This window comes from Rufibacter sp. JT3400010 (assembly GCF_054956755.1).
Genome location: NZ_JBUDXA010000010.1, coordinates 25605 through 38694 on the forward strand (window position 1 = coordinate 25605; position 13090 = coordinate 38694).

Sequence of the window (13090 nt, forward strand, 5' to 3'; positions counted from 1 at the left end):
GCTTTAAAAACTCTACTTATGAAATTCTTATACTTAAAACAAGTACTCGTATTTGTCTTTTGCCTAGGCTTATTGTCCTGTGAAAAAGATGAAGACATGGTGGTGATTCAACCGGGCACTAAAGCCCTTCTCTCCGCCTCTCAGTCAGTATTAGTCTTGACAGATCAAGACGCAAACAAAGACGCCATTACTTTTAGCTGGACGGCTCCAGATTTTGGATATAGCGCCGCAGTGAATTATTCCCTAGAGTTTGGCACCAAAGGGAGCAATTTTGCCAACGCAGTGGTGAAAGATTATGGAACCAGCTTGGTGAAAACCCTCAAAGTTTCTGAGCTCAACGACATTGCCAATCAATTGAAGATGACGGGCTTCCAAAAAGGCGAAATGGAAGTGAGAGTGAAAGCAGGTGTGGGAGGGAATTATGCACCAACTTATTCAGATATCACTTCACTTCAAATAACTCCATATTTATCGGAACCACCCTATGCTACTCTTTATCTGGTAGGAGCTGCTACAGAAGGCGGGTGGAGTGAAAATGCAGCCACTCCAATGTTCAGAAGTGCTACAGATGCTTTTGTGTTTACTTATACAGGATATTTGAAGGCAGATGAATTTAAACTGCTAGGACAATTAGGCCAGTGGGCTCCGTCATGGGGACAAGGGGAAACTGCCAATGGCGTAACTAAACTTGTATTCCGCAGCTCTTTGTCTGAATCTGATGTTAATAATTTTAAATCGCTTATTCCTACTACTGGATATTACACGGTTACGGTTAATTTACGGGACATGACCATTGCGGTTGAGCCTTATGATACAACCGGAAAGCCTACTTATGCTTCAATTGGTTTGATTGGTGAATTTAACGGTTGGGCTGCTCCTGATGTAAAATTGACCAAGTCTTCTGTGAACCCTCATATCTGGAGTGGAGCAATCACGCTGGCAAATGCCTCTGAGTTGAAGTTCCGTGTAAATGAATCATGGGATACCAACTGGGGTTCCTCAACAGATGTAACTAAACTTTACGGTAAAGGAGGAGCAGGTGCCGCCAATTTGAAGATGGTCGCAGGTACTTATAAAGTTTACTTCAATGACCTAACGGAGAACTATCTGTTTATCAAACAATAAGTAGTGAAAAAGTATTTATGAAAGAGGTTATCTCCCTTATTAAAAGGAGATAACCTCTTCTCTTTTATTCAAAAGTCATTTGTACGCTTGCAGTTCATACACAACAGTAAGCCAATCTGTTTTAAGCCCCTTTTAAGAGAATCTGGCTTAAAACACCCATCACTCCAATCCTTTTTACCCAATGAAAAAAACAACCCTCACCCAACTGCTCTTCACCGCTTTGCTCTCCTGTTCGGCGTTGGTGCCAACGCAGGAAGTGCAGGCACAGGATAAAAAAGTAAGCCAATGGCCGCGCGGCATTACCTATGAAATCTTCGTGCAGTCCTTCGCTGATTCCAACGGAGACGGCATTGGCGATATCAAAGGCATGACTTCCAAGCTGGATTATCTGAAAAATCTGGGCGTAGAAGCAGTCTGGCTCATGCCCATGAACCCGTCGCCGTCTTACCATAAGTATGACGTAACGGACTACTACGGCATTCACCCAGATTATGGCACCATGGCAGACTTCAAGGAGTTCATCAGCCAAGCCCACAAACGCAACATCAAAGTGGTGATGGACATGGTCATCAACCATTCCTCAGACAAACACCCCTGGTTTATAGACGCGGCCAAAAACGAGAACAGCCCGTACCGCGACTATTACGTCTGGACCCACAAAAACGACCCGCAAACCCAGCGGGAGGGAAGGCCCACCGGCGCCGACTCAGACAATACCCGGCACTGGCACAAAGTGGAAAGCAGCGATTACCTCTACTACGGCTATTTCTACAGCGGCATGCCCGACCTCAACTATGACAGCCCTAAACTGCGCGAAGAGATGTTCAAAGTGGGTCGTTTCTGGTTTACCGAGGTAGGCGTAGACGGTTTCCGCCTGGATGCTGCCCGCCATATCTTCCCCGATGAACGTCCGCAGGACAACCATAACTGGTGGGTGTACTTCCGGAACGAGATGAAGAAGGCCAACAAAGACGTTTACCTGGTAGGGGAGGTGTGGGCGCCAGCCGAGATTGTGGGTCCTTACCTGAAAGGCTTGCCAGCACTCTTCAACTTTGACATGGGGTTTGCCATCACCAAAGCCGTGAATGAGGAAAACGCCGGTGATCTGGTGGCCAACCACAAAAAGATCAGGGACTTTTACCAGAACGTAAACCCAGAATACGTAGACGCCACCTTCCTGACCAACCATGACCAGAACCGCATCATGAGTGCCGTAAACGGAGATATGAACAAGGCCAAAATGGCAACAGCCCTTCTCATGACCTTACCGGGTTCCCCGTACCTCTACTACGGCGAGGAAATCGGGATGAAGGGGATGAAGCCCGATGAAAACATCAGAGAGCCCTTCCTCTGGGATGTAAAAGCCAAAGACAAAAGCCGCACCTCCTGGATGCAGCCCAAGTACAACGCCGAAGGTGCCGTCACTCCTGCCGCCGCGCAGATGAAAGACAAGAACTCGCTGTACAACCACTATAAAACCTTCATAGGCCTTCGGAACAACAGCAAAGCTTTGACCTACGGAACTTTGGAGCCGCTTGCATTAGGAACCGCTGGCGTGAGCGCGTTCGTGAGAAACCATGAAGAGGAATCTTTGCTGGTTTTACACAATCTTTCCAAAAACGAGGTGACCGTGGCCCTGCCAGAGAATCTTACTTCTTACGGTAAAGTGTATTTCAAAAGCAACAAAGGAGGCAATCACAAAGGAGCATCATCGGTGGTGATTCCGGCGTACAGCAGCGTGGTGTTGAAGAAATAATCGTTTTAGAAGTGATAAAGAACAATTTATTCTTTTAACTAAGAAGCAGGCCAAATACGAAGGAGCCGATAAACTATAGGACTCCTTTGTATTAAGAGGTTCTAATAAAAAGTAAGAGGCTGCTTTGTCTTAATCTTTTAGATTTGTGCTCCTAGTAGCACCTCTTGAATTGTAGTCAATTAATAGAAAATTGATTTCGTTTTCTGTTCCAAGAACTATTTTTGCTTTTTAAAATATAAAAGTATACCTTATTAATTACAAAAGTAAAAACATTTAAAATGTAAATTTTTAATAGGGGGTATTTTTGAAAATAGATTTCGTTGTAATAAAAAAATAAAGTGGAAATACTCAAAGTCAACTTTTATTAAGTAAATCAATGAGGCTTTCTTAATAAAGTAAGACAATCTGAATTTGCTATAGCCTGGGAAAACACTTGAGTATCAATTACTTGAAATCCAACTTTTAATGAAATAGATTGAAATAAATCCTTGGACATATAATTTCTCCAACCTGGGTTGTCACTGAACTTGCCCATTGGGTTTTTGTCATAATTAGAATGATGAAATAAGGCATAAGAGCCAGGCTTTAGTACTCTAAAACTGTCAATTACGTAAGACTCTACTGCTTCCTTTTCAAAGTGAACCATCGCATCATAAGAGAATACAGAAGTTAGTGTATTGTCTTGAACAATTGACTCAGGTATTCCTAGTCCACTACTATTATGAATATATATTATATTGGAATAGTTTTGGAATCTTTTCTTAGCTATGTTCAAGGCTTCTTTAGAAGAATCTAAAAGATAAAGCTTTTTGAATTTACCTAATATTTGTGCCGAATGACGTCCTGTTCCGCAAGCTATTTCAAGTGTATTATCTAGGTCAAGTTTTTGAAAAAATTTATAGAATATACCATTTGGATCCCAAAAGCCTTTCAACCATTCTTCCTGATCAGCTTTGGCATAATAGCCAAAATCAACACCACCCTTTTCCCAAAATGATATAATCTCTTCCGTTTTGCTCTTTCTGAAAATAAAATTTTTAATTTTTTTAACAAGGTTCATGAGTTAGCGTTTTTCCCCAAATTTAAAGGTAAATTCCGAAAGCATCTACAAACGCTCTTTTCTAATTTTGTTTACCTTATTGATATCAATTGATACAAGCCTGAATAAACGAATGGTCTTAGTTACTGGCCTGATTTCCATAATATATGCTTAAAACAGAAGAGCCCGGGACAACGCCCGGGCTCTTCTGTTTTTTAGAGGGAAAGTAATTTAGCCTGCCTGCTCGTCTACATCCTTCACCATTAAGGTGAGGAAACCAGCGAAGATCATGGAGCAACCGCCCACGATCAATACATAAATAGACTCGCCATGGAAGATGTTCTTGTTGATGAAATCCAGCAGGGTACCGGCAAAGATCTGCGGAATCACAATGAAGAAGTTGAAAACGCCCATGTAGTAGCCCATGCGTTTGGCCGGTAAGGAACCCGCTAAAATGGCGTACGGCATGGTAAGGATACTTGCCCAGGCAATTCCTACGCCTACCATGGAAAGCAATAGGTGGTTAGGGTCAGAGATAAAATACACAGAGATTAACCCAACGCCGCCAATTACCAGGCAAAGTAAGTGCGTCATTTTGCGGCTCGTCTTTTTGGCGATTACGGGTAAAACGAAGGCAAAAACTGCCGAGATGCCGTTGTACACCGCAAAACAAATACCCACCCAGTCGGCACCTTCGTTGTAAAGTTTGGAGGTGGTGTCTGTAGCCCCGTACACGTGGCTGGTGACGGCCGGGGTGGTGAAAATCCACATGGAGAAAAGCGCAAACCAAGTGAAGAACTGCACCAACGCCAATTGCAGCATGGTTTTCGGCATTCTGAAGATGCCCAGGAACGTCTCGGAAACGCCCTGCCAGAACGTAGTTTCGTTAATTTCGCGGTTAAACTCATCCAAGTCTTCGGGCGGATATTCCTTGGTTTTGACCACCGTCCAGAGCACGGCCAAAAAGAACACCACACCGCCGCTGTAAAATGCCCACTTGACAGAGGGTGGAATCTCACCCGCCGGAGCGGTGTTGGGCAAACCTATCCAGTTGTTGAAGATCCAGGGCAGGGAAGAGGCTACCACCGCGCCCACGCCAATGAAGAAGGTCTGCGTTGCAAACCCGGCGGTCCGTTGGTCAGAAGGAAGTAAATCGCCCACCAACGCTCGGAATGGTTCCATGGAGATGTTGATGGACGTATCCAGAATCCAGAGCATACCCACCGCCATCCAGAGCACCGAGGCATTGGGCATGATGAGCAGCGAGAGCGAGGCCAGTAGCGCGCCCACCATGAAGAAAGGCTTGCGCCGACCAAACACCGGGCTCCAGGTGCGGTCACTCATGTAGCCAATCACGGGCTGTACCAAAAGACCGGTCACCGGAGCGGCGAGCCAGTACAGCGCGATTTCAGTGCCGCCCAGTGTCTCAAAAATCCGGCTCACGTTGGCGTTCTGCAACGCGAATCCAAATTGAATTCCCATAAACCCGAAACTCATGTTCCAGATTTGCCAGAAACTTAGGCGGGGTTTGGCTTGCGCCTGTAATACTTGTGCCATGGGCAAGAGTTTAGATGTGAAAGATAGTTTGTCAGTTCTGTGGGTTCTGTTGCTGCTTTAATTTCTTAAAATCAGGCCAAAAATGCTCCTTTATTTCTTCTGCAACAGGAAAACGTGCGCACTCAAAGGCGCCAGTGTAAGGCTGGTTTTCACCGTGGGCTGCAAGAACAGCGGCGGCATGTCTGTGAGTAAATCCTGTAAAATAAACGTGCCTTTGGGCTCTACCTGCATGGCGGCTAAAGCTGAGGAAGGTAAGGTCAAGGCATAGTTAGCGGCTTCGCGGTTGAAGTTCACCAGTACCAGGACTTTCTCCTGCGCGGTATGGCGCAAATACGCGTACACGCCAGGGGGAGCGGTACCTTCCTGAGCGGTGAGTGCGTAGAGTTTCCCTTTCCGGATGGCTTCACGGCTGGTGCTGAGGTGGAGCAGTTTGGTATAGAATTCCCGAAGCTGTTTCTGCTCTTCGGTGAGTTTTGCGCCATCAAACTTGCCACCGTTCATCCAGGCTTGGTGCGCGGGAACGCCCCAGTAGTCAAAGATGGTGGTGCGGCCGTCTTCGCCCTGAAAGCCCTCGTGCCCGTTACCGGGTTCGCCAACTTCCTGCCCAAAATACACCATCACGGGTCCGCTACCTAAGGTGGCACTTATCGTCATGGCCGGTATGCCCGCCAAGGGAGTTCCCGCAAATTGGGAGGAGGCGATGCGCTGTTCGTCATGGTTTTCCAGGAAGCGGAGCATGTGGCTGGAGATACCGCGGCTCTCTTCGCGCCACACGTTTGTGATGTCAGCGGTGTTGCCTTTGCCCCGGTTTTCCATCAATCGGCGAAGGCCGTCATACAAACCTACTTTGTCATAGAGAAAATCAAAGCCACCTGTTTGGATGTAGTTGCGGTACTCCTTCGGGTTGTAAATCTCGGCGATGAACTTGATGTCTGGGTGTTGGGCTTTCACCTGCGGAATAACCCAGGCCCAGAACTCCACCGGTACCATCTCGGCCATGTCACAGCGGAAGCCATCGGCTCCTTTGCCTGCCCAGTAGAGCAGAATGTCGCGCATCTTGTGCCAGGTGTCCGGAATAGGAGCGAAGTGTGGGGTGCGGTTGTTCTGGTAATCTACGCCGTAGTTCAGCTTCACGGTCTCAAACCAATCCTCTACGCTGGGCGTAGCGCTGAACACGTCATTGCCCGAGGCTTTGGCAGGGTTTTCAGCAAACCTGCCGTTTTCCAGTGGTCCTTTCAAGGCGGCACCCAGCGGATTGTTGGCGGCGGGAACCTGCAGTTCCTGCCCCGGAATGTAGTAGAAGTTGTTACTAGGCTTAAAAGCAACGGTGTTGTCATCCTTCGCCCCGAAGTCTTCTACGCCGGTTGGTTTCGCATCTGAATGGTATTGGCGCGCAACGTGATTGGGCACGAAATCAATAATGACTTTGAGGCCGTTCGCATGCGTTCGCTGCACCAACGCTTCAAACTCCGCCATCCGTTTACGCACGTCTACCGCCAGGTCGGGGTTCACGTCATAGTAGTCTTTGATGGCGTACGGAGAACCGGCGCGGCCTTTCACTACATCAGCATCGTCCAACGGAATCCCAAATTTGGTGTAGTCGGTCATGAAGGCGTGCTCTATCACGCCGGTATACCACACGTGCGTAGCGCCCAACTTCTTTATCTCTTGCAGGGCTTTGTCGGTAATATCATTGAACTTGCCCACGCCGTTTTCCTGCACGGTGCCGTAGGTTTTGTTCAGCGTTTTCTTATTCCCGAACAACCGCGTCATCATCTGGTAAATGACCAGTTTGTTGTCCTGCACTTCTTCTTCCGTAGTGTAGGGGCCTGTGGCTTGCACGGGAGTAGTCATGGTTGATACCGATGTGGACGTTGTAGACGTGCTCGTAGCCGAGGGCGCGGTAGGAGTACAGGCACTTGCCAAAGCCGCCAGCAACACAAACGAGAGAAGTGGGTGGTTGTTTTTACGTATCATGTAGCACGTATCGTGTAGCAAATTTTCATTTTACTGGCCTTTCACTGGCGCGAGTCTCCAGACTCGTGACTTGGGATGATGGGAGTCTCCAGACTCCCTGGAATGTATGGTTCAGATTTACTTTTCTGCAAACCTTGCTTGTGGTTCCCGGCGAGTCTGGAGACTCGCTTCATCCTTTGTCACGAGACTTCAGTCTCGCGCCAGATAAGACTTTTATCTTCTTTTGACCTGATTTACTGAAAACAGGCCAAAAGAAGAGATTATTATGGCGCGGAAGTAAATCCGCGCCATAAAGGGTAATGTTAAGCCATCTGATGCGCTATTTCCGCTTTGGCATTTGCTTTGATTTCAAGCGGTTGGTCAAAGATGTTCAAGGTAATGGCTTTCTCGCTTTGGTTCTCAAAGAGTACACTTTCTCTGGTTACTTTGATGTTGAGTAAGTGCCCTCTGAACCTGATTTTAAAGGAATAAGAAGTCCAGCCCGACGGGATGAAAGGGTTGAAATGCAGTTGGTTATCGCGCACGCGCATACCACCGAAACCTTGTACCACGCTCATCCAGGTACCGGCCATGCTGGTGATGTGGCAACCGTCTTCGGTATCATTGTTGTAGTCGTCCAGGTCCAGGCGGGCGGTTCTTAGGTAGAACTCGTAGGCCCGTTCTTCGTCGCCTAGTTTGGCGGCCAGAATGGCGTGTACGCACGGCGACAGCGAGGATTCATGGACGGTGCGCGGCTCGTAGAAATCAAAGTTCCTCCGGATGGTATCCAGGTCATAGCGGTCTTCAAAGAGGTAGATGCCTTGCAACACATCAGCCTGTTTGATAAACACTGACCGCAGGATTCTATCCCAGGACCATTTCTGGTTTAACGGACGGTCTGCCGGGTCAAGGTCGCGTACTAGAGTCTGCTCTTTGTCCAGGAAGCCGTCTTGCTGCAGGAAAACACCAAGGTCTTTGTCCTCGGCGTAGTACATGTTGTCAATCACGTGCTGCCATTGGGTGGTTTCTTTCTCCTCGTCCAGGTTCATTTTCTGCACCAGTTCCTGGTAGCGGGAAGCGTCTGCGTTCTGAACATGCTGCAAGGCTTTGAGCGTGTACTCTAACGTCCAGGTAGCGATGGTGCTGGTGTACCAGTTGTTGTTGACGTTGTTCTCGTACTCGTTCGGGCCGGTTACGCCCAGCATCACGTACTGGTTTTTGGCCGCTGACCAGTTCACGCGCTGTGCCCAGAAACGGGAGATGCCCACCAATACTTCCAGCCCGTACTCAGCTAAATAAGCCTCATCACCGGTGTAGCGGATGTAGTCGTAAATGGCGTGGGCGATGGCACCGTTGCGGTGGATTTCTTCAAAGGTGATTTCCCACTCATTGTGGCACTCCTCGCCGTTGATGGTCACCATCGGGTATAACGCGGCACCGCCCGAGAAGCCCAGCTTCTCCGCGTTCTCGATGGCTTTTTGCAGGTGCTTGTAGCGGTACACCAACAGATTGCGAGCTACCTGCGGATCGGCAGTGGCCAGGTAGAACGGAAGGCAGTACGCCTCGGTGTCCCAGTAGGTGGTTCCGCCGTATTTCTCGCCGGTAAAACCTTTCGGTCCGATGTTCAGGCGCTCGTCTTCGCCGGTGTAGGTTTGGTTTAGCTGGAAAATGTTGAACCGGATTCCTTGCTGGGCCGTAGCATCGCCCTCAATCATGATATCGCTTTCTTCCCATTTGGCAGCCCAGGCGGCCATCTGCTCTTGCAGCATTTGCTCAAAGCCTTTCGTAGCGGCTTCGGCCAACACTTTTTTGGTGTTTTCCAGCAAAGCTTCTTTGGGGTGGTTCTCTGAAGAAAGATTTGCGGCGTACTTGTAAAGAACTGTTTCCTGTCCTTCCTGCACGGTCAAGTCAAACGTAGATTCAATGTACTTGGTGCGTTCTGCGGGGATAGCCTGCACTTCTACTTCCTTACCGTTTTGCGTTACCACAAACCGTTGGCCGGTGCACACGTGGAAGAACGTTTTCTTAGTCTCCGCAATCACATAGCCTTCGGTGGGCTGGGCTTCCTGCTGAATTTCGTTCCAGAACTTCTCATCGTAGTTGGAGTCAGCGTTTTTGATGTCGGCATCCACATAAGGAGTGAGGGTGAGGGTGCCGCTGAAATTAAGGGGCGTGATGCTGTACCGGATAACGCCTACTTCATCGTCTACAATGCTGGTGAAGCGTTTCGATGCCACCCGCACTTGTTTGCCGCTCGGTAATTGGGCCGTAAACGTACGCTCCAGCCAGCCTTCGCGCATGTTCAGCTCCCGGCGGAAATCCAGTACTTCGCACTGGTTCAGGTCCAGGGTTTCACCGTCTAGTTTTACGTCAATGCCAATCCAGTTGGCGGCGTTGAGCACCTTCGCGAAATATTCGGGGTAGCCGTTCTTCCACCAGCCCACGCGGGTTTTGTCTGGATAGTACACGCCAGCTACGTAGTTGCCTTGCAGGGTTTCGCCCGAGAAAGCCTCCTCAAAGTTGGCGCGCTGGCCCATGCGGCCATTGCCTAAGCTGAATACGCTCTCAGAGATTTGGTTATAGTGAGCGTGGAAACCTTCTTCAATGATGGACCACTCATCAACGGTAAGATATTGTTTCATAGGTTGGTATCAAGTATCAAGACACAGGTATCAAGATTATTTCTATTTCAAGTTTTCTGTTTTTGGTCTGGTTTCTGGAAAACAGCCGTTAAAAAATTATTTTTTAACTTCTTCGTCCCCCTTTGAAGGTGGTAGGGGGATGATTTCTTTTGCAGATTTGGGTATTCCCAAGACTCCTTCTTTCTTCTGCTCAGTTCTGGGTTTTTCGGTTCTTCAAACGGCCTTGTCATCCCCCAACCCCCTTCAAAGGGGGACACTCGGCTTGCCCGTTTATTTTTATTTCAGAGTCATTTTCTGAAAAACAGCCTGGAAAGGAGCTACGCTTTTTGCGCCAAAGAATGCAGGCGCTCCACGGTCATTTCGGTGAGGTCTTTTACTACTACATCGGCTTGGGTGAGTACTTCTGGTTGGCCCACGCCTACACACAGCATGTTTCCGTTTTTAGCGGCTTCAACCCCGGCCACGGCATCTTCAAACACCACGCATTCTTCAGGTTGTACCCCCAAGGCTTCGGCTCCTTTGAGGAAGACCTCCGGATTCGGCTTTCCGTTTACCACGTGGCGGCCGTCAATGATGGCATCAAAGTAGGGAAGGAGTTCGGTGCGCTCCAGAATAAGTTGCGCGTTTTTGCTGGCCGAGCCTAAGGCGATTTTAATATCTGCTGCTTTGAGGGCTTTCAGGAAATCTACCACGCCGGGCAGTATTTCGTCTGGTGTCATTTTAGCCACATCTAAGAGGTACTCGGTGTTTTTCTGTTCGCAGAGCGCCAGCATTTTTTCCTCTTCCATGGTTTGGCCGCCAATCTCCAGAATGATTTCCAGCGAACGCACGCGGCTTACGCCTTTGAGGCGTTCGTTGTCATGCTCGGTGAACTCAATCCCGAGGGTTTGGGCCAATTGGCGCCAGGCTTTGAAATGGTAAACGGCGGTGTCTACCAGTACTCCGTCTAAATCAAAAAGACAAGCTTTAATGGTGCTCATAGTTGTAGGTCGTTTTTCCGCTGTTTTGGGGAAACAAGGGTATAAAGAAGGTTATTTCTGTAGTTCTAGTACTAAGGCTGTTTTAGCCGGAATTTTGATGGTAGCCAGATTATTGAGGGTCTGGTCAGTTAGAATATTCTTCGCCTTGGTGAAGCCCTTCATGCGCTCAGCGAAGCGCTCCGTCTTTATATCTACTTCTTTGTCAGTTGAGTTGGTCGCAATCATGACAGTGTTGCTTTTATCATAGCGGAAGTACACATAGAGCCCATCTTGCGGCACAAACTGCATGAGTTTACCTGAGTGCAGGGCGGGGGTGTTTTTGCGGTATTTGGCCAATTTCTTCACGAAATTGAAAGCATCGTTCTCGCGTTCGTTTCTTCCGGCGGAAGTGAATTTGTTTTCCTTATCTCCCGCAAAGCCACCCGGAAAATCCTTGCGCACCTCGGCGTCTGAAGGGTCTTTGAAGTTCTTCATCAGGATCTCGGTACCGTAATAAAGAGAGGGAATGCCGCGGGTGGTTAGCAGCCAGGTCATGCCCATTTTGTACTTGTTCAGGTCTTCGCCAATAACGGAGAAGTAGCGGTTCATGTCATGGTTGTCCAGGAAGGTCACCAGTTTCATAGGGTCTTGGTAGACAATATCCTGCGCCAAAACCTGGTGTACTTTGCTCACGCCTTCGTCCCACCCAAACTTTTGGTTCAGGGCATCATTCATGGCCGTCCAAAGCACGAAATCAAGGGTGCCGGGTTGGTTGCTCTTGAACGGGAAGTTGATGTTGTTGCGGGTGAATCTGGCTTGTGCAATGACGTTGTTCACCCAGGCCTCCCCGAAGATGTGGATGCTTGGATACTCGTCCAGCAGGGCTTGGTTGCAACGGTTCATGAATTCATCATCGTTGTACATGTAGGTGTCAATGCGCCAGGCATCTACCCCAAAGTTCTCCACGGTCCAGAGGGCGTGCTGAATGAGGTAATTGGCCACCAACGGGTTGTTCTGGTTCAAGTCTGGCATGTGTGGCACAAACCAGCCGTTCATCATCACGCTCCAATCGGCTTTAGAGGCGTGCGGGTCAATGATGGCCTGGAACTTATGGGACGTGTTGGTATAGGTGGGGAATTGGTGCACCCAGTCTTTGGCGGGCATGTCTTTGATAAACCAATGATTGATGCCCACGTGGTTGTACACGGCATCCTGCACCACTTTCATGCCTTTGGCATGGGCTGCCTGCACTAATTTCTGGTACGCCTCATTCCCTCCCAAGCGCTTGTCAACCTGGTAATGGTCAGTGAAGGCGTAGCCGTGGTAGGCGCTGCGCATCTGCCCGCCCTCATCGGTCAGGGGTTGGTCGTTTTCAATAACAGGGTTCAGCCAAAGGGCGGTTACGCCTAGTTCCTCAAAGTAGTTCAGGTGGTTCTGAATACCTTTGATGTCTCCGCCATGGCGCAGGAAAGGATTGTTGCGGTCGGCCTGGGTGTCGGCTAGGTCCTTGAATTTGTCATTCTTTGGGTCGCCGTTGGCGAAGCGATCAGGCAAAACCAGGTAGATAAAGTCTGCCGAGGTTAAGCCCTGGGCTTTGAGTTCCTGCTTGCGGGCCTTCAGTTCATAGTTACGGGTGAGTTTCTGGTTTCCGTTGCGGCCGGTGATGGTGAACGTACCGGGCTTGGCCGAGGCGGCAATGGTGAGGTCCAGGAACTTGTAATTAGGGTTCTCTACGTCCTGCGCTTTCACCAACTGTACGCCAGGGTAATCGATTGAATAGGTCAAAGAACCCGCATTAGGGCCATACACCAGCAACTGCAACTCCTGGTTTTTCATGCCCACCCACCAATTGGTAGGATCTACGCGGGTGATGGCTGCTTTCTGCCGGGCCTGAGTAGAAAAAGAAAGGAGCAGGAAGCCAAGTAAAGCGAAAGTTGTCGCGAAAGAACGGCCAAAAGCGCGGTGTGTCATCTTGTTCGTTTTCAGATTGTTAAAACATTTCTCCTGTGTCCACAAGCGGGAGAGTTATGTTGTTGGTACTATAGTTATTGCAAAC

At 48.8% G+C, this 13090-nt stretch carries 8 protein-coding genes; 2 read left to right on the forward strand and 6 right to left on the reverse strand.

Annotated elements, in window-relative coordinates:
- The first annotated feature begins 18 nt into the window (after nt 1-18).
- Both ACY0JR_RS11355 and ACY0JR_RS11360 read left to right on the forward strand, forming a co-directional pair.
- Nucleotides 19-1125 carry a SusE domain-containing protein gene (locus tag ACY0JR_RS11355; RefSeq protein ID WP_462634207.1) on the forward strand — a complete coding sequence of 369 codons (1107 nt, stop codon included), beginning with the start codon at nt 19-21 and terminating at the stop codon, nt 1123-1125.
- 181 nt (nt 1126-1306) lie between these two features.
- Nucleotides 1307-2881: an alpha-amylase family glycosyl hydrolase gene (locus ACY0JR_RS11360; RefSeq protein WP_462634208.1), complete on the forward strand. Its 1575-nt coding sequence runs from the start codon at nt 1307-1309 to the stop codon at nt 2879-2881.
- A gap of 373 nt (nt 2882-3254) precedes the next feature.
- On the opposite strand, the gene ACY0JR_RS11365 is transcribed toward ACY0JR_RS11360, so the two are convergent.
- The 6 genes from ACY0JR_RS11365 to ACY0JR_RS11390 form a co-directional block, all read right to left on the reverse strand.
- Entirely contained in the window at nt 3255-3941 is a 687-nt protein-coding gene (locus tag ACY0JR_RS11365; RefSeq protein WP_462634209.1) for a class I SAM-dependent methyltransferase, read from the reverse strand.
- A 210-nt stretch (nt 3942-4151) separates the two neighbouring features.
- The gene (locus tag ACY0JR_RS11370) at nt 4152-5477 is read right to left on the reverse strand and encodes an MFS transporter (RefSeq protein ID WP_462634210.1); all 1326 of its coding nucleotides are present in this window, start codon (nt 5475-5477) and stop codon (nt 4152-4154) included.
- Between the two features lie 90 nt (nt 5478-5567).
- The gene (locus tag ACY0JR_RS11375; RefSeq protein WP_462634322.1) at nt 5568-7331 is read right to left on the reverse strand and encodes an alpha-amylase family protein; all 1764 of its coding nucleotides are present in this window, start codon (nt 7329-7331) and stop codon (nt 5568-5570) included.
- A 425-nt stretch (nt 7332-7756) separates the two neighbouring features.
- Entirely contained in the window at nt 7757-10075 is a 2319-nt protein-coding gene (locus tag ACY0JR_RS11380; RefSeq protein WP_462634211.1) for a glycoside hydrolase family 65 protein, read from the reverse strand.
- 317 nt (nt 10076-10392) lie between these two features.
- A complete protein-coding gene (pgmB, locus tag ACY0JR_RS11385; protein ID WP_462634212.1) occupies nt 10393-11055 on the reverse strand; it encodes a beta-phosphoglucomutase in 663 nt (220 codons plus the stop codon).
- A gap of 51 nt (nt 11056-11106) precedes the next feature.
- Nucleotides 11107-13005: a glycoside hydrolase family 13 protein gene (locus tag ACY0JR_RS11390; protein WP_462634213.1), complete on the reverse strand. Its 1899-nt coding sequence runs from the start codon at nt 13003-13005 to the stop codon at nt 11107-11109.
- Between the last annotated feature and the right edge of the window lie 85 nt (nt 13006-13090).

Excerpts from the sequence above, each read along its gene's own strand:
- ACY0JR_RS11360 (WP_462634208.1), top strand. The coding sequence starts at position 1,307 with ATGAAAAAAACAACCCTCACCCAACTGCTCTTCACCGCTTTGCTCTCC.
- pgmB (WP_462634212.1), bottom strand. The coding sequence starts at position 11,055 with ATGAGCACCATTAAAGCTTGTCTTTTTGATTTAGACGGAGTACTGGTA.
- ACY0JR_RS11375 (WP_462634322.1), bottom strand. The coding sequence starts at position 7,331 with ATGACTACTCCCGTGCAAGCCACAGGCCCCTACACTACGGAAGAAGAA.
- ACY0JR_RS11370 (WP_462634210.1), bottom strand. The coding sequence starts at position 5,477 with ATGGCACAAGTATTACAGGCGCAAGCCAAACCCCGCCTAAGTTTCTGG.
- ACY0JR_RS11380 (WP_462634211.1), bottom strand. The coding sequence starts at position 10,075 with ATGAAACAATATCTTACCGTTGATGAGTGGTCCATCATTGAAGAAGGT.
- ACY0JR_RS11390 (WP_462634213.1), bottom strand. The coding sequence starts at position 13,005 with ATGACACACCGCGCTTTTGGCCGTTCTTTCGCGACAACTTTCGCTTTA.
- ACY0JR_RS11365 (WP_462634209.1), bottom strand. The coding sequence starts at position 3,941 with ATGAACCTTGTTAAAAAAATTAAAAATTTTATTTTCAGAAAGAGCAAA.
- ACY0JR_RS11355 (WP_462634207.1), top strand. The coding sequence starts at position 19 with ATGAAATTCTTATACTTAAAACAAGTACTCGTATTTGTCTTTTGCCTA.